Consider the following 20,158-nt stretch of genomic DNA (forward strand, 5'->3'; position numbering starts at 1 on the left):
ACACTCGTGCTCAGGTGCAACCTCCTCGAGTCTGTGCTCGGTCCCCGTCGCCGACGGTGTTCGATATTGTGTGATTTTGGGCATTGCCGAGTGTGGATGTGTGCGCCTATGGTGTGCCTTGAAACGATTCGCTACTGACGTGTCGAGGAGGACATGGTGGTACGTCTAAGCCGCACAACACGTGGGTTGGCAGCCGCAGCGCTCTCCGTGGCGATGATCTTCGGAGCGACGAGCGGGGCGGGCGCCGTTCCGACGGAAGTAGCTCAGAAGAGCGATACAGCGGCGACGCACACGATCACCTTCGATAAGTACTCACTCATGATCGACGGCAAGCGCACCATGATCTGGTCGGCGGAGTTCCATTACTGGAGGCTGCCCAGCAAGAGCCTGTGGCTCGACGTACTGCAGAAGATCAAGGCAGAGGGCTACAACGCGGTATCCATCTACTTCGACTGGGCCTACCACTCCCCCAAACAAGGAACGTACGACTTCAGCGGAGTACGGGACGTCGACACGCTCCTCGACATGGCTCAGCAGGTCGGCTTATACGTCATCGCCCGTCCCGGCCCGTACATCAATGCCGAGACCGACGGCGGCGGATTCCCAGGTTGGCTGACGCAAGTGGCGGGCAGGGCGCGCAGCGACGCTGCGGACTACCTTGCCGCCGCGGACGAGTGGCTCAGCCACATCGACTCGATCCTCGCCAAGCACCAGCTGACCAACGGCGGCGGCACGATCATCCTCGACCAGATCGAGAACGAACTCGCCTCCACAGGTACGAGCCAGAAGAATTACATGAACCACCTGTATGCGAAGGTGCGTTCCGACGGCATCCAAGTTCCGATCTTCCACAACGACAAAGGACGCAACGGCGTCTGGGTCCCGCAGAACTCCAACGTGCCGGGGACGGTGACCGGCCCCACTGACCTCTATGCATTCGACGGATACCCCGGTGGCGCCTGCAGCACGAACGGTACGCCTGGCAGCCCGGCGGCGGCGCCCGACTGGGGGCTCTGGGGCGCCGGCGGCGCTAAAGGCGGCTCTACAGCATCACCGAACACACCTGGATTCGCGGCAGAGTTCGGCGGCGGCTGGTTCGACTACTGGGGCAGCGTCGGAACCTACCCGTGCACGGCACAACGAGAGGGTTCCGGGTATGAGCGAGTGTTCTACGGAACGAACATCGCCAACGGACTGAGCATCCAGAACTTCTACATGACGTATGGCGGCACGTCATGGGGCTGGCTGCCCGCACCCGTCGTCTACACCTCCTACGACTACGGCGCTGCCATCGACGAGGCACGGCAGATCCGGCCAAAGGCGAGCACGATGAAGGAGCTGGGTCTCTTCCTACAGAGCGTTGCGCCGCTGACGAAGCTGACGAAGTCGGATCCGGTCACGGCGTCATCCGGCAAGGTGAAGGTCTATAACGACGTGAACCCCGACACGGGGACTCACTTGTACTTCGCCGTGCACAATCCGTCGAACGCGACGACCGACGACTCGTTCACCTTCCCGCTGTCGACCCCGGACGGCCAGTACACCGTTCCGCAATCCGGAACGCTGCGACTGAACGGTCAGGACGGCAAGATGCTCGTCGCCGACTACGACATGGACGGCCAGCACCTGGTCTACTCGACCTCCGAGATCATGACTCACCTGCATCGCTCCAACGGCGATCTGGCGCTGCTCTACGGGCGCAATGGCGAGCAGGGCGAAACGGTGCTGCGCTATACGTCCGCTCCTGACGTGACGGTGCTGTCCGGCGACGTCAGCGCCCACTACGACCAAGCGACCGGGGATCTGCGACTCGACTACACGCATTCGGGTCTCGCCGAGTTGCGCATCACAGGCGGCGGGCGCAGCGCCTTCACGCTGCTGCTCGCCGACCAAGATACCGCCGACACGTTCTGGCACCAAGACACGGCGGCCGGCCCCGCGCTCGAACGTGGCCCGGAACTCGTGCGCGCTGCGTCGATCGAGGGGACGACGCTGAAGCTCTCCGGAGACACGAAGGACGCCAGCGACCTTCAAGTGTGGGCTCCCGACGGCGTCAGCGCCGTCACGTGGAACGGAGCACAAGTCGCGACGGTCGCAGGAGCTGATGAAAGCCTGAGCGCGTCCACCCGCCTCCCGGGTGCGGACCCCGTCGACCTGCCCGATCTGACGAAATCGAGCTGGTCGTATGCGTCGGGCACGCCGGAAGCCGATCCGGGGTTCGACGACTCATCGTGGACCACCGCTGACAAGACCTCCACAACGAGCACCACCAAGCCCCCGACCGGCGCGCCCGTGCTCACCGCCGACGACTACGGGTTCCACCAGGGCGACGTCTGGTACCGCGGCACGTACACGGGCTCGGCCGACACGACAACCCTCCGCCTCAATTACGGCGGCGGGGGCGCCGGGATGCTTCAGACCTGGCTCGACGGGGTGTACCTGGGCCAGAACGTGCTGGCATCCGGGGTGAGCGCACCACCGACCACCGGGACCGCCGTGTTCGCGATTCCACAGGGTCTGCGCACCGGCAAGCACGTGCTCGCCGTGATGGTGCGGAACGACGGGCACAACGAAGACGGGGGCGTCAACGACGCTCAGAAGGAGGGCCGCGGCCTCATCGGCGTCACGACGACCGGTGGCGCGACGAAGACCGCAATCGAGTGGAAGATCCAAGGCGATCTCGGCGGCGAAAGCGTTATCGACACGGCGCGAGGGCTGAACAACGTCGGCGGGCAATACGGCGAGCGCAAAGGGTGGTATCTGCCAGGGTTCCCGGACCAGTCGTGGCCAGCAACCACGCTTCCCGCCTCCTCTGCGATGCCCGGCACCACCTGGTACCGCACCTCCTTCTCGTTGAACGCTCCGAAGGACGAAGATCCGTCGCTCGGCCTCACCATCGGCGATTCATCCACGCCACGATCCGGCGGTGCGTACCGCGCCCTCATCTACGTGAACGGCTGGAACGTGGGGCAGTACATCGCCGACGTGGGACCGCAGCACACGTTCGTATTGCCCAACGGCATCCTCGATCCTCGCGGACACAACACAGTCGCCATCGCCGTCACGAGCGATGGCGGTCCAGGGAATGCCCTTGAATCGGTGAGGCTCGTGGATCTCGGCACGGTGCGCGGCGGCGTTCCCCTGGCGCAGAACGAGGCATCGAGCTACAGCGCCTCGGTCTACGGGTCGCCGAAGCTGCCGTCCACCGTGACCATGGACTCGCTGACATCGGATGTCGCCGGGACGGTGAAGGGTGGCAGTACCTTGCACCTCACCGGTGTGCTGACGAACCACTCGGGGGCGGCGGCGAGACTCTCCAGCGACCTGGATCTCCCGGACGGCTGGACGTCCGACCCCAGCGGCGCCGTCAAGACCGCGCCGCTGACGCCTGGCTCTTCCGCGACGCTGACGTGGACGGTCCAGATCCCGCAAGATGCGGCATCCGGCAGCTATGCGATCGCGGCGGAGAACACAGTCGCGCAGGCGAACCGATCGACGAGCACCGGGCGCTCCCTGGCGCTGTCGGTACAAAGCGCAGGCGAGCACTACGTCAGCGATCTTCCATGGGACTCGAGTGCGAGTGGCTGGGGAACGATCGGGCGCGACGTCAGCGTGGGCGGCGGCGCGATCACCGTTGGCGGCACTGTCTACGCCAAGGGCATCGGCGTCAACTCGATCAGCACCGTGACTCTCACACTGCCTAGTGCGTGCACCACCTTCTCGAGCGTCGTCGGACTGGATGCCGGCGCGGGCGGCAAAGGATCGGTGACGTTCCAGGTCTACGGCGACGGAACGCTGCTGAAGCAGACATCCACGATCGCGGGGACAGCTGCACCGATACCCCTAGTCGTCGACATCACCGGAGTGAAGCAGCTGACGCTCACCGTCGGCGATGCCGGCGATGGCAATGGGCACGACAACGCCGATTGGGCGGACGCCAAGGTCGAATGCGCACCGTGAGCTGACGAACGAAAGAGGTGCGTCAGCGCCGGCGCCGCTCCTGGGCTCGGCGCTCGGCACGGTTCACTGGCGCCTGCTCTGCGGACTCCGCGCGCTGCCCGAAGGCGCCGCGGGAGGGGGGCTGCTGCTGCGGTGCAGGCTCCTGCTGGGTCGCCAACTGGCGCTGCCTGGCCCGTTCGGCACGATCGGTCGCCGCTCGCTCAACCTGACCGCGCTGGTTGCGCACCTCGACGCTTCCGTCGTCGCTCGGTGCTGTGTAGCTGAGCCTCTGCTGCTCATTGGCCGACGGCGCAAGACCCTTGGCCTCGACCTCGGTGATCTCACCAGCCGCCTGCGTCACCTCGACCTCGAGGTTGAACAGGAACCCGATCGACTCCTCGCGAATGGCGCCCATCATCTGCTGGTACATCGCGAAGCCTTCGCGCTGGTACTCGACCAGCGGGTCACGCTGCGCCATGGCCCGAAGACCGATGCCGTCCTTGAGGTAGTCCATCTCGTACAGGTGGTCCCGCCAGCGACGGTCGATGACCGACAGCACGACCCGTCGTTCGAGTTCGCGCATGGCGGCCTCGCCCAGCTGCTCTTCGCGGCGCTGGTAGGCGAGGCGGGCATCCGAGAGGATCTCGCGCTTCATGAACTCGCGGTTCACCCGGCCCTTGTTGCCGACCTCGGCCACCACCTCGTCGATGGTGATCCCGACGGGGTAGAGCAGCCGCAGGTCGGACCAGAGCGCGTCGAGGTCCCAATCGTCGGCGTTCGCCTCAGACGTGTGCTGGTCGATCACTTCGGAGACCACGTCTTCGAGGAACTGCTGCACGCGCTCGTGAAGGTCGTCGCCCTCGAGGATGTGTCGGCGGTCGCTGTAGATCGCCTCGCGCTGGCGGTTGAGCACGTCGTCGTACTTCAGCACGTTCTTGCGGATCTCGGCGTTGCGGGCCTCGACCTGCGCCTGCGCAGAGCGGATGGCCCTGCTCACGACCTTCGACTCGATGGCCAGGTCGTCCGGCACATTGCTGCGGCCCATGAGGCTCTCGGCGGCACCCGCGTTGAAGAGCCGCATCAGGTCGTCGGTGAGCGACAGGTAGAAACGGCTCTCGCCCGGGTCACCCTGGCGGCCGGATCGACCGCGCAGCTGGTTGTCGATACGCCGCGACTCGTGGCGCTCGGTACCGAGCACGTAGAGGCCGCCAACCTCGATGACCTTCTTCGCCTCCTCGGCGACCTCGGCCTTCACCCGCTCGTAGACGGCATCCCATTCGGCCTCGTATTCGTCGGGGGTGTCCACGGGGCTGAGGCCGCGTGCGTTCATCTCGGCGACGGCGAGGAACTCGGCGTTGCCGCCGAGCATGATGTCGGTACCGCGCCCTGCCATGTTCGTGGCCACCGTGACGGCGCCGAGCCGGCCGGCCTGCGCAACGATCGCCGCCTCACGAGCGTGGTTCTTCGCGTTCAGCACCTCGTGCCGCACGCCCTTCTTAGCCAGCAGCCGGGACAGGTACTCGCTCTTCTCGACGCTCGTCGTACCGACGAGAACGGGCTGGCCCTTGTCGTTGCGCTGCACGATGTCTTCGGCGACCTGGTTGAACTTGGCCTCCTCGTTCTTGTACACGAGGTCGGACATGTCCCTGCGAATCATCGGCTTGTTCGTCGGGATGGGGACGACGCCGATCTTGTACGTCGACATGAACTCGGCCGCCTCGGTCTCGGCGGTACCGGTCATGCCGGAGAGCTTCTTGTAGAGACGGAAGTAGTTCTGCAGGGTGACGGTGGCGAGCGTCTGGTTCTCGGCCTTGACCGGCACACCCTCCTTGGCCTCGATGGCCTGGTGGATGCCCTCGTTGTAGCGTCGTCCGACCAGGATGCGGCCCGTGTGCTCGTCGACGATGAGCACCTCGTCGTTCATCACGACGTAGTCCTTGTCGCGCTTGAACAGGGCATTGGCCTTGATGGCGTTGTTCAGGAACGAGATCAGAGGGGTGTTGGCCGACTCGTAGAGGTTGTCGATGCCGAGATAGTCCTCGACCTTCTCGATTCCGGGCTCGAGCACGCCGACGGTGCGCTTCTTCTCGTCGACCTCGTAGTCGACGTCGGGCACGAGCCGCGTTGCGATGCGGGCGAACTCGTTGAACCAGCGGTTCGCCTCGCCGCTGGAGGGCCCGGAGATGATGAGCGGGGTGCGCGCCTCGTCGATGAGGATCGAGTCGACCTCGTCGACGATCGCGTAGTAGTGGCCGCGCTGCACCATGTCGGATGCCTGCCACGCCATGTTGTCGCGCAGGTAGTCGAAGCCGAATTCATTGTTCGTGCCGTACGTGATGTCGGCCAGGTACTGCTCGCGCCGCTCGTCTGGCGTCTGCCCGGCCAGGATGACGCCTGTCGTCATTCCGAGGGCGCGGAACACGCGCCCCATCAGCTCGCCCTGATAGCTGGCGAGGTAGTCGTTGGTGGTGACGATGTGCACGCCACGGCTGGCGATGGCGTTGAGGTACGCCGCGGTCGTGGCGACCAGGGTCTTTCCTTCACCGGTCTTCATCTCGGCGATGTTGCCGAGGTGAAGGGCCGCACCGCCCATGATCTGCACATCGAAGTGCCGCATGCCGAGCGTGCGAACGGATGCCTCGCGCACGGCGGCGAACGCCTCAGGCAGCAGGTCGTCGAGCGATTCGCCGTTGCCGTAGCGCTCACGCAGCTCGACGGTCTCGCTGCGCAGCTCCTCGTCGGTGAGGGATTGGAAGTCTTCCTCGAGCGCGTTCACGGCACGGGCGTACGCCTCGAGCCGCTTGAGCGTGCGGCCTTCGCCGACACGCAGCACCTTTTCGAGAACTGAGGCCACTGATGCACTCCAAGTGGTTCAAGGGGACACCGTCATGGCATCCGTCGTCCCGGGTTGGACGCGTGCCGACCTACCGGGCGGCAACGGACCCATGTTACCGGGCTGTGACCTGAGGATGCCGGACGCCCGCTGAAGGAATGCCGCACGGCTGCAGGCAGCGCGCTCCGCACCGAAATGCGCAATAGCCGGGTGCGGTGGGCGCCCAACGCCGCTAAGTCCGCCTGTCGTGCAGGTGCCGGGAGCAGCACATCCGCTCCCGGCACCTGTCCGACACTGTCCGGCGACCGCAGAAGCGATCAGCAGGTCGGCTCAGCCTCGACCGAACTTGCGAGAGGCCGTTGCCACCTCCTGCAGCTCCTCCGCGTTCTCATCGAGCGCGATGACGCCGTAGTCCCAGCCCTTGCGGCGGTATACGACCGATGGCCGGTTCGACTCCTCGTCGATGAAGAGATAGAAGTCGTGACCGACGAGCTCCATGTAGTAGAGCGCGTCGTCGACCGACATGGGCACCGAGGCGAACACCTTCTTGCGGATGACGACCGGGCAGTAGTCCTCCGCCGGCTCCGCCTCCTCCTGCTGTGCCGACTCATCGATGACCGGCACGGCGCCGGTGCGCACCTGCTCGAGCACGGTGACCGGCGCGGGCGTGACATCCACTCGTCCGAGGCCGACGGTGGAGGCTTCGCGGACCGAAGGAGGTCTGTGTAGTCCGCGGTGGATCTTTCTGCGATCTTTGGCGCGCCGCACGCGCTCGAGTAGCCGACCTATCGCGAGGTCGAACGCCGCGTACTTGTCGGCGGCGGTGGCCTCGGCACGAACGACGGGACCTGGGCCAATGAGCGTGAGCTCGACCCGATCGTCGCCGTTCTGACCTCCGGACTTCTCGTTATGGCGGGAGACCTTGATCTCCAGCGAGAGAGCTCGCTCGGCGAGCGAGCCGACCTTGGCAGCTTTCTCCGTCGCATACTCACGGAAGCGATCGGTAATGCCCACGCCGAGTCCGAAGATGTTGATTTCCATGGCGACCTCCTGCTTCAAGTGCGGCCGTCGCCCGTACGGAAAGGGCGGCTGGACCGGCACCTTTTCCCCCCACCGTAGACCGGGGGCTGGCGGATGTCACCAGCTACTTGCCGAGGAGTCCCTGGGTGTCTCGCCTGGACCGCCAATGTGACGATTCCCGCTCGGTGAACTCGGCGGTGCACGCGTGACAAGCCAAGGCCGTCACCCGGTCACGGAAACGTGGAACGGTCAGGTCGCGCGCCGAGTCGCCTCCCCCTCGGAGCCCGCCACAGCCCGTGCCACCGCCTCAGCCCGAGCCTCCTCCTCCGCCCCAGCCGCGGCCTCCGCCTCCGCCTCGGCCTCGCCCCCAGCCTCCGCGTCCACTGTCGCGGCGGCGCCAGAGGACGGCGGATGCCTGCGAGGCGTCCTGGCGAGCACGGCGGCACCGATTACGTGCGCTCCCCCGGATGCCAGCGCCCGCCGTGCCTCCAGCAGGGTCGCCCCGGTCGTGAGGATGTCGTCCACGAGTAACACCCTCTCCCCCGCCACCCAGCCGCGCGGCTCCAGCCAGTGGTCGCGGTTCGCGCGTCGCGATTCGGCCGTCAGTCCCGACTGATCCGCGGCCTGACGACGGGCACGGAGGGCGGGTCTCGCTCGGAGGCCTGCACGCGCGAGCAGCAGGCCGACCGGCGAGTAGCCACGCGTGCGCAGCGCGGCCCACGACGACGGCACGGTGACGAGCTGCACGGCGCGCGGGGATGCCCGCGCGCGCCCGCCACCGCCCCACGACAGTTCGTCTGCACCGGGAGAGAGCCGGCCATCGGGAGCCCGTGCAGAGAGACCGTTCGTCGAGACACGTGTCGAGGACGAGCTGGGCGAGTCGCGGCCGTCGGCGGCACGAAGGGCCGCCGCTATAGCGGCAGCGAACGATGGAGCGAGCCGGGCGGCCGCGTCCGTGCGCCCGCCGTCCTTGTAGGCGGCGAGCGTGGAACGCACGGCTCCCGAGTAGTCGTGCGCGTAGGTCACGCTGAGCCCGTCGAGGTCGACGCGACGCACTCGCGGGACGAGCTGTGCGGCGCAAGCGTCGCAGAGCGCGCGGTCGGGCGCGGAGCATCCTGCGCACGCGGTGGGCATGAGCACGGCCAGAGCATCGAGGAGCGCGGGCTGCAGCCGAGCACCCAGCAGCCCGGTCGACGTGCCGGGTGACCGATCGGGAGCTCGTGGAAAGCGTGCCATGTGTCGAGCCTGCCGAGGAACGGCGAGCCGTGGTCGCCCGGCGGTGCCAATTGTGGGGAGCCGGCCTCCCACCTCGACTTGGGACGCCGAGAGCAGAAGACGGAAAGCGAACGCCGGTCTACGGCTTGCCGAGCTGCTGGCCGATGAACTGCACGCCGTCGGCACGTTGCTGCCAGCCGGTTCCGCGCGGCCACTGCAGGGATCCGTCCGAGGTGAGCACCCAGTAGTAGGGGGCCTGGCCGACCGGTCCGATGGCCGCGCCCTTGCTGGGTCCCGGCACCGTCTGCGTGTCGCCGCCCACGGTCTGGACGTCGATCGAGCTGTCGTCTCCCGGGCCGACCGTCAGCACGCCGACCGTCAGGTCGTCGAGCCACGTGAGCGACGTCGCCGTGCCGCCGATGACCGGACCGAGGTTGATCGGCGTCGAAACGCTCTCAGGCCTCCCGCTGGCGGTGCGCACGACGCCGGCGACCATGATGTCGGTGCCCGAGTCCGTTCGCACGATGGCAGCGAGCCGTGTGCCGTCCCGTGACATCTCGATCGCGACCAGCGAGCGCGCATCCGGCCACGCCACGCTGAGGGGGCCGGGTGCGCCAGACGGGCCGAGCACCAGGAGGTCGGAGGGCGACCCGGCAGCAGCGCTCCAGGCGTAACCCGACGGGTCGAGGGTCGGAGCGATCAAGCCGGGCCGGGTGTCCAGCTGGATGGGGTCATCCGTATCGGCTCGCACCACCCAGGCCGCGTTCGCCCCGAGCACGACCGCGGTGTGATGGTCGGCCGAGAGCGAAGCGGCGCGCGGCGCCAGGGACTGGACCTTCGACGAGACATCGGGGATGTCTGCAACGCCCGATCCAGACAGCAGACCGAACTTGCCGCCACGGAACACGAGCGCATTCGAGTCGACGCCTGGGTCCTGGGTCGGCTGTGCAGGCAGCGCGTCCGACACGGGTCGCTGCACACCCTCGATCGAGATGCGCACGTTGGTGATGCCTGCGACCGACGCGAGCGACTGCGAAAGCTGCAGCTGCATGCGGGCAAGCGCGACGCCATCCGCGGCTCCGGCAGTGCTGTTCAGGTCGACGTCGGCCTGGCCGCCGGTGACCGTCACGGAGTCGGACGTGAGCTGGGATCCCTGTGGGAACGCCGTGACGTAGGCGCCGGCCAGCCACCTGGCGGGGCCCTGCACGAGCTCCTTCACGACTCTCGTCTGCAGCGAGGCCGGCGAGTTGGGGAACCATCGCTGATCGGGCACCAGGTACGAGAGATCCGGGCTGAAGAAGAAGAGCGAGTGCGGTGCGAACACGCTCGGGAAGCGCGAGCTGTCGATGACGACGCCGTTCGGCGCCTTGGAGATGCGCCACTGTCCGTCTTGCTTGACGAACGTGTACTGCTGCTGGATGCCCGTGGACGACTCAGCCCTGCTGTACGTGCCGTCCGCGTCCACGAACGCCACGGGGGTCACTGTGAGCTGCTTGTGCCCGTCGTCCGTCGCCTCGTAATCCCGGTTGGCGCCCGTATCGACAGTGACCGAGGAATCGGGGTTCCACTTGCTGCGGAATGCCGTGGCGAGGAACTCCCTGGCCACCTGATAGTCGCCCTGCGGCGACACCTGGGCCTGGATGAAGCCCTTCAGAATCTCGTCCTGCGTCGCGCCGTGCTGCGGTGGACTCGGCAGGAAGTCGACCTGCCCAAGACCTCCGCTCTGCGCGCTGATCGGGCCGACCTCTTTCACGGCACTCGTACGTGGGATCTGTGCACACCCGGCGACGAGCACCAGGGCCGCCAGCGCTGCGACGGAAGCCAGCACCCCACGTCTGCCGCGCATACCGAACCGCTTCATGCCTTCACCGTCCCTTCCCGATCGCCGTGCCCGTCGTGCCTTCGACCCTCTCCGCGCCACCATGCGTTGCGGCGTTCGTGACCGGATGCCCGTCCCTGCCGCCCGGACCCTTCCCCATCGTGGTCCGCGCCGTCATGCTTGGCGCCGATCAACTCATGGCCCATCGGGCGGTTGTCGGTGTCGCGCGGGGCATCCTCTGGGGCCAGAGGTATCGGGGACGTCAGGATCGGCTCCCCCGGTACTCGCGGCAGGGTGAGCCGGAAGTTCGATCCGTGACCCGGGCTCGACCAGACATCCAGCCATCCGTCGTGCTTCGCCGCGTCTTCGAGCGATATGGCCAGCCCGAGCCCCGTGCCGCCGATGGTGCGTTTGCGCGACGGATCGGCGCGCCAGAACCTGTCGAAGACGTGCGAGACTTCGCGTTCGGTCATGCCGAGGCCGTAGTCGCGCACGGCCAGGGCGACCGCCGATTGATTGCTGTCGACCGTGACCACGATGGGCTCTCCCTCGCCATGTTCGATCGCGTTGCCGAGAAGGTTGCGCAGCACGCGGCGCACCCGCCTCGGGTCCATCTCGACCTCGAAGTACCCGCCAGGCGCGTCGAGCCGGATCTCCGACCCGTTCGTCACGGCGAGCGGGCGCATGTCGTCGACCGCGTCCTCCGCAAGGCGCACCAGGTTGGTCGGCTCGAGTTCGAGCACCACGGAGCCGGCGTCGTAGCGACTGATCTCCAGCAGATCGGAGAGCAGCCGGTCGAAGCGCTCGATCTGTGTATGCAGGAGTTCGGCCGTGCGCGCGGTGGCCGGCGGGAAGTCTTCGCGCTGGTCGTAGATCACGTCGCCGGCGAGCCGGATGGTGGTGAGCGGTGTCCGCAGCTCGTGAGAGACATCGCTGACGAAGCGCTGCTGCAGCTGCGAGAGCGTCGCGAGCTGCGTGATCTGGCGTTGCAAGGCATCCGCCATGCCGTTGAACGACCTGGCCAGCGTGGCGAACGCGTCTTCGTTGGCGATGGGCATGCGCACCTCGAGGTCGCCGTCCGCCAGGCGCTGACTCGTCTGCGCTGCCAACCGGATCGGCGTCACGATGAGCCGCACCACGAGGTACGTGATTCCCGCGATGAGCAGGAGGAGGGCAAGGCCGACGATGAGAAGCGTGCGCTGTACGAACAGCAGCGTCGCTTCCGAGTCGGAGAGGTCATACCCGATGTACAGCTCGTAGCGTCCGGCCGTGGACAGCTGCAGTTCGGAACCGACCACGATGCCCGGCCTGGTCGTGCCGTCGGAGCCAGGCAGTGCGACGGATTGTGCGAACACTGCGTGCGGCGAGGATTGCACCGCCTTGCGAAGGTCTTTGGTGATCACGTCGCGCCCCGACCCGAACGTGGACACGCCGACGGGTGCTGCCGTGTCGATGCTCTGCCCCGGAACCCGGAAGGATGCCACGAGCCCTGTCGTCGTGGAGTTCTTGATGTCGCCGAACACCTGCAGAAAGAGGTTGTCGATCGACTCTGGATCGGTGGCATCCGACGCATCGAGCTTCTTCTGGGCATCCGTCGTGGCCCTGGCCGAGTCGTGGTACGCCTGGTCGAGCCGGGACTGGTAGAGCCCGTTGCCCACGATGAACGAGACGAGAAAACCGGCGACGAGCACGGCCGCACCGGTCAGTGCGACCGTGCTCAGCACGGTGCGGAACTGCAGGGATGTGCGCCACAGGTGGGCGAGACGCCCAGGCCACTCACGCCACCGTCGCCAGTCGACGCCGAGGAACATCAGGAGCTCGTCAGGGTGTGGCGCCTGCGCGGTAGCCAACGCCGCGCACCGTCATCACGATCTTCGGGTTGTCTGGGTCTTCCTCCACCTTGGCGCGCAGCCGCTGCACGTGCACGTTCACCAGCCGGGTGTCGGCCTTGTAGTGGTAACCCCACACCTGTTCGAGCAGCATCTCGCGCGTGAACACCTGCTGCGGCTTCGAAGCGAGCGCGATGAGCAGGTCGAACTCGAGCGGCGTGAGGTTGATGCGCGCGTCACCGCGGCGCACCTCGTGGGCCGCGACGTCGATCTCGACATCGCCGACTCGCAAAGTGTCTGCGGCGGGAGAGGATGCCGACGGGCGCAGTCTCGTGCGGATGCGCGCTACGAGCTCCTTCGGGTTGAACGGCTTCACCATGTAGTCGTCGGCACCGGACTCGAGGCCCTTGACCACGTCGGCGGTGTCCGACTTCGCGGTGAGCATGATGATCGGCACGCCGGACTCCGAGCGGATGCGCGAGCACACCTCGATGCCGTCCATGCCGGGCAGCATCAGGTCGAGAAGCACGAGGTCGGGCTTGCTCGCATGAAAGCTGTCGATCGCGATGGCGCCATCCGCGCAGAAGCTCGGGTCGAAGCCCTCTGTGCGCAACACGATGCCGATCATCTCGGCCAATGCGGTGTCATCATCGACGACCAGTATTTTCGCGTTCATGCCAGTCAGGGGTCCTGATTCCTCTTCAGTGCCCGCGGCAGGCGACCACGCGGGCGAGACCATGGCACAAGAGTAGTCGACACACTCGGAGCGCCCGCTTGGCGCGGCGGCCGGCCAGATGCCCAAGTCGCCTCAGGCACCCCGCCAGCCCAGGCAGGCTGCGTGGAACGCTCGTTGTGTCAGGATGATGGAACCCGGCACGGGCTCGGCGCGCCTTGCCCGTCGCAGGCGAGCGATGGCAGGTAGTCAGCGGTGAGCGATTCCGACGAAGCGGACCGATCCCAGACCGGCCGAGAGTCGTGGCCGCCACCGGCCGGACCGCCCGCTCCCCCGGTGCAGGGATCCTGGCAGCAGGGCTGGCAGCAGCACAGTTGGCAAGAGCAGGGCTGGCAGCAGGCGTCCTGGCAACAGCAGGGCTGGCAGCAACCAGGCTGGCAGCAAGCGGGTTGGCAAGAGCAGGGCTGGCAGCAAGCCGGGCAACCCAGCTGGCAGCAGCCTCAACAGTTCGGCTGGACGCCCCCACCCAGGCCTGGCCTGTTCCCGTTGCGTCCTCTTCCGTTCGGCACGCTGTTCGGCACTCCGTTCCGGGTGCTGCGCCACAACCCGCGCGCGACCGTGGGCGGTGCACTCATCGTGCGCCTCATCACCACCGTCGCAACGGTGCTCATCGTCGGGCTCAGTGCGGCCTTCGCCGTGCTGCGCATAGCGGCCACCGATCAGGACTCCGGCCCCGACGCTCAGCTCATCACCGCGGGCAGCATCGCGATTCTCGCCGTTGCGCTACTGATCTCGATCGTGGTCTCGCTCATCGGAACCGCGCTCGTTCAGGGGCTCGTGGCATCCGAGGTGGCACGCGGTGCGCTGGGTGAGAAGCTGACCCTGCGCGCCCTGTGGCACGCGACAAGGGGCCGACGCTGGCGCCTCATCGGCTGGACGGTGCTGCTCGCGGCTGCGGCCGTGGCATCCATCGGACTCGTCGCGTTGGGTGCTGCCGCGTCGGCGCTGGCCGGCTCGTGGGTGGCGACCGTTCTCGTCGTCGTGCTCGCCGTGGCGGGCCTCGGCGTGCTGTGGGTGTGGGTCGGCACGAAGACGGCGCTCGTGCCGAGCGTCATCGTCGTCGAGAAGACAGGCATCTTCTCGGCGCTGGCCAGGTCGTGGCGCCTCACCGACCGCTCGTTCTGGCGCACCTTCGGCACCCTCGCCCTGGTGGCCGTGGTGTGCTCGGCGGCGACGTCGATCGTGACCATTCCGCTGCAACTGATCTACACGATCATGATCTCGGTCATCAGCCCGACGGGATCGTTGCAGAGCGGCAACGCCATCACCGTGACGATCGTCTACTACGTCATCACCCTGATCGTCGACGTTCTCCTCGGCTCCATAGTGTCGGTCGTCGAGGCTGCGACGGCCACCACGGTGTACCTCGACCTCAGGATGCGCCGCGAAGGCCTGGATGCGGATCTGCGCCGGGTGGTCGACGAGCGGGCAGCAGGCATCCGTGACGAGCGCGATCCGTTCGCCACCCCGGTATGGACGACGCAGCAGGCGGCTGCCCCGTACGGATGGATGCCGTGATCCCTCCGCTCAACCCGGACGGGCCGACCGCGCAGGAATGGCTGCGGCAGGAGCTTGCCAAACCCGAGTACCAGGCGGAAAAACCCACCTGGTTCGACCGCGTGGCGCAGCAGATCGGTGACTGGTTCTCGTCGCTCGGGGCGAACTTCGGCGGCAACGGTGCCTGGATTCTCGCGAGCATCGGTATCGCCATAGTCGCGGCACTCATCGTGGCAGCCTTCGTCGTGTTCGGGCTGCCACGGCTGCGTCGCCGCGCCCCCGCGTCTGTCGTGTTCGACGAGGACGACGGCCGCAGCACCGCCGATCTGCGCAAGGATGCCGCGAGCGCGGCGAGCGGAGGCAGGTACGCCGAGGCCGTGCGTGACCTGTTCCGCGCCATCGGCCGTTCGCTCGGCGAGCGCACCATCGTGCTGCTGCTTCCCGGTACCACGTCTCAGGAGCTCGCCGCCGAGGCGGCCTCCGCCCTACCGGAGTTCGCCGAGAGGCTGCGCGCGGCCGCCATGCTCTTCGACGGCGTGCGCTACCTCGGCCGCACCGCGGACCGAGACGACTACGAGTCGCTTGCCGCACTCGATCGAGGCCTCGCGAGAGCCGTGCCGAGGCTCGACGCCACCGCCGCCGCCGTGCCACAGGGCCAGAGCGACTCTTGGGACCCGGAGGAGCCGCGCACATGACAGCCGCGCAGACGACGACGCCCGCCCTGTCGCGCACGCCACGGCAGAGCCTGAAGCGAGCGCGCGGCTGGATCGTGCTGGTCGTCATCCTCGTGCTTGGCTCGGGTATCGCTGCGGCGATCCAGCTGTCGCTCGCGTCGACATCCCTCGATCCGATGGGCGCCTCCAACCCCGGTCAGCAGGGTGGCCAGGCTCTCGCCAGAGTGTTGGCGGCGCACGGTGTCGACGTGCGTACCGCGCACTCCCTGCAGGAGGCGCGGCAGGCGGCATCTTCTCCTGCCGAAACCACCGTGCTGCTGTCCGATCCGAACGGCATCCTGGATGCCGCCCAGCTGCGCACGGTGCTCGCCCTCGGTTCCGAGGTGGTCGCCATCGACCCGGGCTTCCCAGCGCTCTCCACGATCGCTCCTGGGGTCGCTCCGGCGGGCAGCCCGGCCGATTCCGCTTCGAAGACGCCGCGGTGCACAGACGTGCCCGCCGCGCAGAATGCGGGCTCGGTCGCCGGCGTGCGCTCCGCCTATCGAGTGACCCGTTCCGGCACCGGATGCTTCCCGGTCGGCACCGCGTACGCGCTCGCCCAGGTGCGCAACGGCGGCGCGACCGTCAGCATCGTCGGTCCGCGCCTTTTCGACAATGAGGACATCGGCCGGGCGGGCAACGCGGCGCTCGCCATCGGGCTCCTAGGGTCGCATCGCACGCTGGTGTGGTACCTGCCGTCAGAGGCCGATGCCGGGGCGGCAGGCGCGCCCAGTATCGCCCAGCTCACGCCGGCGTGGTTGACGCCCGTGATCCTGCTGCTCATCGCGACCGTGGTGGCCGCCGCAGTCTGGCGCGGACGTCGGCTCGGCCCTCTCGTCGTCGAGAACCTGCCGGTGGTCGTGCGTGCGGGCGAGACCGTCGACGGTCGCGCGCGACTGTACCTGACGGCATCCGCTCGCACACACGCGCTCGACTCCCTGCGAGTTGGAGCGCTGCGCCGCATCGGATCACTGTGCGGGCTGCCGCGCACCGCCCACGTCGACCAGGTGGCCGCCGGCGCGTCCCAGCTCTCCGGCTGGTCGCCGGGCGAGGTGCGCGACGTATTGCTCGACGGAACGCCGCAGACGGATGCTTCGGCACTCGACTACGCCTCGCGTCTCCTCGCCCTCGAAGCCGCCGTTCGCGAGGCGGCACGCCGCCTTCCCTAGCCGCGGCAGCAGACTCAGTAGGCTCGCACTGACCCGCCACCCAGGAGAGATGTCCATGTTCGACTCCACGACCACGTCCGACCCGCGTGCCGCGTTCGCGGCGGTGCGTGCCGAGGTGGCGAAAGCGGTCGTCGGACAGGACGCCGCGGTCACCGGCCTGCTGGTCGCACTCCTGACGGGCGGGCACGTGCTGCTGGAGGGCGTGCCCGGCGTGGCGAAGACCCTGCTGGTGCGCTCGCTCGCGGCATCCCTCTCTCTCGAGATGACCCGCGTGCAGTTCACGCCAGACCTGATGCCGGGCGACGTGACGGGCTCAGTCGTCTACGACGCCAGATCGGCGGCTTTCGTGTTCCGGCACGGGCCGGTATTCACGAACATCCTGCTGGCCGATGAGATCAATCGGACTCCGCCGAAGACCCAGGCAGCGCTGCTTGAGGCGATGGAGGAGCGACAGGTGAGCGCGGACGGCGAGACCATGGCGCTACCGCAGCCGTTCCTCGTCGCGGCGACGCAGAACCCGATCGAGTACGAGGGCACCTACACGCTGCCCGAGGCGCAGCTCGACAGGTTCCTGCTCAAGCTCGTGCTCGACCTGCCGGAGCGCGACGCCGAGTTCGAGGTGCTGCGCCGCCACTCAGCCGGCTTCGATCCGCGCGAACTGGATGCCGCAGGCATCCGCCCCGTGATCGACGCCGCCGGGGTGCTGCGAGCACGAGGCGACGTGCAGCGCGTGGCGGCCGGCGCCGACGTTCTCGCGTACATCGTCGACCTCGCGCGTGCGACGAGACACAGTCCTTCCGTGCGCTTGGGCGTCAGCCCCCGGGGCGCGACAGCCCTTCTCGCCGCAGCCAAGGCCTACGCATGGCTCAGCGGCTACGACGCGATCACGCCGGATCACGTGCACGCCATGGCGCCTGCAGCGTGGCGGCACCGCATGCAACTGCAGCCTGAGGCGGAGCTGGAGGGCGTGACGACCGACGGCATCCTGCGCTCAGTGCTGCAGCAGGTGCAGGTTCCGCTGTAGGAGCGCAGGTGGCCGTCAGCGGGCGCTTCGTCGCCCTCCTCGCCGTCGGGCTCGTGCCCGTCGTGCTGCTTGGCGCAACGGCGCCCGGCGCGTACCTCGCGCTCGGCTGCTGGCTGTTGTTCTGCTGCGTGCTCGGCGTGGTCGACCTGATGGCGGCATCCTCTCCGCGACGCGTGCTTCTGGCCCGCAGCATCCCCGCCCGGGTCCGGCTCGGCGAGACCGTGACCGCCACGATTGCGGTGACCAATCTCGGTACGCGTCGGCTGCGTGGAACGCTGCGCGACGGCTGGCAGCCGTCGGCCGGTGCGGCTCCGAGCAGGGCGGGGCTCGACGTGCCGGCCGGCGAACGACGGATGCTCCGCCTCACCCTCACCCCGCGCCGTCGTGGCACGCGGCGGGTGGAGTTCGTGGCGATCCGCGCAGCCGGCCCGCTCGGCCTGTGGTCGCGTCAGGCGACACTCGCGGCGCCCGGGGAGTTGCGGGTGCTTCCGCCGTTCCACTCGCGCAGGCATCTCGCCTCGCGCATCGCCCGGCTGCGCGAGCTCGACGGATCCACTCCCGTGATGGTGCGCGGCGAAGGCACCGAGTTCGACTCGCTGCGGGAGTACGTCGCAGGCGATGACGTGCGCTCGATCGACTGGCGGGCGACGGCACGCACGTCGGCCGCGGCCCGCGCCGGCTCGGGCATCATGGTGCGCACGTGGCGCCCAGAGCGCGATAGGCGCGTCGTCATCGTCATCGACACCGGCAGGTCGTCGGCGGCCCGGATCGGAGACGAACCGCGGCTCGACACCTCGTTCGAGGCGGCGCTGCTGCTCGCGGCGCTCGCCGACAAGGGCGGTGACCGGGTCGACGTGCTGGCGTTCGACCGACGCGTTCGCGCAAGAGTGAGCGGCGCGAAGGGTCCTACGCTGCTCTCAAGGCTGGTCGGTGCCCTCGCCCACGTGCAGCCCGAGCTGATCGAGACGGACTGGTCAGCTGTGCCGGCGCAGGTAAGAGCCATCACGCACAGGCGGGCCCTCGTGGTGCTGCTCACGGATGCCTCGGCACCCGGCTCCTCTGGCGGCTTGCTCGCAGCGCTGCCGCCACTCACCGGATCGCACGCAGTAGTAGTGGCGTCGGTGCGCGACCCGCGCGTCACCGAACTCGCGGGGACGGCGATCGACGCGACGCGAGCCGGACGGAGCCGAATGGAGTCGTTCTACGGCGCGGCAGCTGCGGAGCGGGCACTGCTCGATGCCGGCCGGGTCGCGGAGGCGATACGCATGAGCGGCGCAGGCACAGTGAGTGCGGAACCGGCCGAGCTGCCGCCCGCGCTCGCCGACAGGTATCTCGAGCTGAAGGCATCCGGCCGGCTCTGACTCCTGCACGTCCAGACCGACCTGTCTGTCGCGACATGCGGCGAAATCGGATAGACCGAACCTGAGAGATCCCTTAGCGTCTGAGATAGGCGCCGGGGCGCATGTCCTCGTGCAGAGTCTGCCTACGCCTATTCGATCCGCAAAGGAAAGTGAAGATGTCTGAGTCAACTCCCGCGGCGGCCTCACCGGAGGCCACCGTCTCTCCGTCTCTCGGCGCCCGCCTCGCGGCCGAAGCGTTCGGGACCTTCCTGCTGGTGTTCTCCGTCGTCGGCACCGCGATCTTCGCCGCCGGTTTCAACGGCGGCAAGGGCGCGCTGAACGTCGGATTCCTCGGCGTCGCCATCGCGCTCGGCCTGTCGGTCGTGATCGGCGCGTACTCGTTCGGCCCCATCTCGGGCGGACACTTCAACCCCGCTGTCACGCTCGGTCTGGCAGCCGCCGACCGATTCGCGTGGCGGGATGTGATCGGCTACATCATTGCGCAGCTCGTCGGCGGCATTATCGCCTCCAGCATCATCCTGTGGATCCTGGCGGGTTCGAAGGACGCCAAGGGCGACTTCCTGACAACGCAGTTCAAGGGTGCGTCGACGGGCTTCGACGTGCTCTCGCCAGGCGGATACGGGTTCTGGTCGGTCTTCATCATCGAGATCGTGACGACGGCGTTCTTCCTCTACGTGATCCTCGGTGTCACGCACGTACGCGCAGCGGCCGGCTTCGCGCCGCTTGCGATCGGACTCACGCTGACGACCATCGCGCTCATCGCGATCCCGGTCTCGAACGGCTCGTTCAACCCGGCCCGTGCCCTCGCGACGGCGATCTACGGTGGTCCGGATGCCATCGCCCAGGTCTGGGTCACGATCGTCGCGCCCATCATCGGCGCACTGATCGCCGGATTCACCTACCGCTTCCTGTTCGACCGCGCGCGCGACGCCGTGCGCAAGGCATAACCGGCTCGACAACACCGCCGGTTGAGTAGCTCCGGCACCGCCGGTTGAGTAGCTCCGCA

The 20,158-nt window shown here is 67.8% G+C and carries 13 protein-coding genes; 7 read left to right on the top strand and 6 right to left on the bottom strand.

What is annotated here, in order from left to right; genetic code table 11:
• Nucleotides 1-153: 153 nt before the first annotated feature.
• Nucleotides 154-3,960 (top strand): beta-galactosidase, encoded by a 3,807-nt coding sequence (locus ACO2Q7_RS16210; RefSeq protein ID WP_423356745.1) that lies wholly within the window; start codon nucleotides 154-156, stop codon nucleotides 3,958-3,960.
• A 22-nt stretch (nucleotides 3,961-3,982) separates the two neighbouring features.
• Here ACO2Q7_RS16210 and secA read toward each other — a convergent pair whose 3' ends face one another.
• The 6 genes from secA to mtrA all read right to left on the bottom strand — a co-directional run bounded on the left by secA (nucleotide 3,983) and on the right by mtrA (nucleotide 13,331).
• A complete protein-coding gene (secA, locus tag ACO2Q7_RS16215; RefSeq protein ID WP_423356746.1) occupies nucleotides 3,983-6,793 on the bottom strand; it encodes a preprotein translocase subunit SecA in 2,811 nt (936 codons plus the stop codon).
• A 309-nt stretch (nucleotides 6,794-7,102) separates the two neighbouring features.
• Nucleotides 7,103-7,813 (bottom strand): ribosome hibernation-promoting factor, HPF/YfiA family, encoded by a 711-nt coding sequence (hpf, locus tag ACO2Q7_RS16220; RefSeq protein WP_423356747.1) that lies wholly within the window; start codon nucleotides 7,811-7,813, stop codon nucleotides 7,103-7,105.
• Nucleotides 7,814-8,041: 228 nt separating this feature from the next.
• Entirely contained in the window at nucleotides 8,042-9,028 is a 987-nt protein-coding gene (locus ACO2Q7_RS16225) for a ComF family protein (RefSeq protein WP_423356748.1), read from the bottom strand.
• A 118-nt stretch (nucleotides 9,029-9,146) separates the two neighbouring features.
• On the bottom strand, nucleotides 9,147-10,868 hold the full coding sequence (locus ACO2Q7_RS16230) for an LpqB family beta-propeller domain-containing protein (RefSeq protein ID WP_423356749.1): 1,722 nt from the start codon (nucleotides 10,866-10,868) through the stop codon (nucleotides 9,147-9,149).
• A complete protein-coding gene (gene mtrB, locus ACO2Q7_RS16235; RefSeq protein WP_423356750.1) occupies nucleotides 10,865-12,637 on the bottom strand; it encodes an MtrAB system histidine kinase MtrB in 1,773 nt (590 codons plus the stop codon). Before mtrB ends, ACO2Q7_RS16230 begins: the two co-directional genes overlap by 4 nt.
• A 10-nt stretch (nucleotides 12,638-12,647) precedes the next feature.
• Nucleotides 12,648-13,331: an MtrAB system response regulator MtrA gene (gene mtrA / locus ACO2Q7_RS16240; protein ID WP_423356751.1), complete on the bottom strand. Its 684-nt coding sequence runs from the start codon at nucleotides 13,329-13,331 to the stop codon at nucleotides 12,648-12,650.
• Between the two features lie 252 nt (nucleotides 13,332-13,583).
• Here mtrA and ACO2Q7_RS16245 point away from each other — a divergent pair, with 252 nt between their 5' ends.
• The 6 genes from ACO2Q7_RS16245 (at nucleotide 13,584) to ACO2Q7_RS16270 (ending at nucleotide 20,099) form a co-directional block, all read left to right on the top strand.
• Nucleotides 13,584-14,906 carry a hypothetical protein gene (locus tag ACO2Q7_RS16245; protein ID WP_423356752.1) on the top strand — a complete coding sequence of 441 codons (1,323 nt, stop codon included), beginning with the start codon at nucleotides 13,584-13,586 and terminating at the stop codon, nucleotides 14,904-14,906.
• Nucleotides 14,861-15,580 carry a DUF4129 domain-containing protein gene (locus ACO2Q7_RS16250; protein WP_423356753.1) on the top strand — a complete coding sequence of 240 codons (720 nt, stop codon included), beginning with the start codon at nucleotides 14,861-14,863 and terminating at the stop codon, nucleotides 15,578-15,580. Before ACO2Q7_RS16245 ends, ACO2Q7_RS16250 begins: the two co-directional genes overlap by 46 nt.
• Nucleotides 15,577-16,767, top strand: a complete 1,191-nt coding sequence (locus ACO2Q7_RS16255) for a DUF4350 domain-containing protein (protein ID WP_423356754.1) — start codon at nucleotides 15,577-15,579, stop codon at nucleotides 16,765-16,767. Before ACO2Q7_RS16250 ends, ACO2Q7_RS16255 begins: the two co-directional genes overlap by 4 nt.
• A gap of 55 nt (nucleotides 16,768-16,822) precedes the next feature.
• Nucleotides 16,823-17,791: an AAA family ATPase gene (locus ACO2Q7_RS16260; protein WP_423356755.1), complete on the top strand. Its 969-nt coding sequence runs from the start codon at nucleotides 16,823-16,825 to the stop codon at nucleotides 17,789-17,791.
• 8 nt (nucleotides 17,792-17,799) lie between these two features.
• Nucleotides 17,800-19,152 carry a DUF58 domain-containing protein gene (locus ACO2Q7_RS16265; protein ID WP_423356756.1) on the top strand — a complete coding sequence of 451 codons (1,353 nt, stop codon included), beginning with the start codon at nucleotides 17,800-17,802 and terminating at the stop codon, nucleotides 19,150-19,152.
• Nucleotides 19,153-19,307: 155 nt separating this feature from the next.
• Entirely contained in the window at nucleotides 19,308-20,099 is a 792-nt protein-coding gene (locus tag ACO2Q7_RS16270; protein WP_423356757.1) for an aquaporin, read from the top strand.
• The last annotated feature ends 59 nt before the right edge of the window (nucleotides 20,100-20,158 follow it).

Origin of the sequence: Rathayibacter sp. KR2-224, from assembly GCF_049446075.1 — a bacterium.
In the GTDB taxonomy this organism is placed as follows: Bacteria; Actinomycetota; Actinomycetes; order Actinomycetales; family Microbacteriaceae; genus Humibacter.

What these genes read in the sequence shown, in the direction of transcription:
- ACO2Q7_RS16250 (WP_423356753.1), top strand. Translation starts at nt 14,861, where the DNA reads ATGGACGACGCAGCAGGCGGCTGCCCCGTACGGATGGATGCCGTGATC.
- ACO2Q7_RS16210 (WP_423356745.1), top strand. Translation starts at nt 154, where the DNA reads ATGGTGGTACGTCTAAGCCGCACAACACGTGGGTTGGCAGCCGCAGCG.
- ACO2Q7_RS16260 (WP_423356755.1), top strand. Translation starts at nt 16,823, where the DNA reads ATGTTCGACTCCACGACCACGTCCGACCCGCGTGCCGCGTTCGCGGCG.
- mtrB (WP_423356750.1), bottom strand. Translation starts at nt 12,637, where the DNA reads ATGTTCCTCGGCGTCGACTGGCGACGGTGGCGTGAGTGGCCTGGGCGT.
- hpf (WP_423356747.1), bottom strand. Translation starts at nt 7,813, where the DNA reads ATGGAAATCAACATCTTCGGACTCGGCGTGGGCATTACCGATCGCTTC.
- ACO2Q7_RS16255 (WP_423356754.1), top strand. Translation starts at nt 15,577, where the DNA reads ATGACAGCCGCGCAGACGACGACGCCCGCCCTGTCGCGCACGCCACGG.
- ACO2Q7_RS16225 (WP_423356748.1), bottom strand. Translation starts at nt 9,028, where the DNA reads ATGGCACGCTTTCCACGAGCTCCCGATCGGTCACCCGGCACGTCGACC.
- ACO2Q7_RS16270 (WP_423356757.1), top strand. Translation starts at nt 19,308, where the DNA reads ATGTCTGAGTCAACTCCCGCGGCGGCCTCACCGGAGGCCACCGTCTCT.
- mtrA (WP_423356751.1), bottom strand. Translation starts at nt 13,331, where the DNA reads ATGAACGCGAAAATACTGGTCGTCGATGATGACACCGCATTGGCCGAG.
- ACO2Q7_RS16230 (WP_423356749.1), bottom strand. Translation starts at nt 10,868, where the DNA reads ATGAAGCGGTTCGGTATGCGCGGCAGACGTGGGGTGCTGGCTTCCGTC.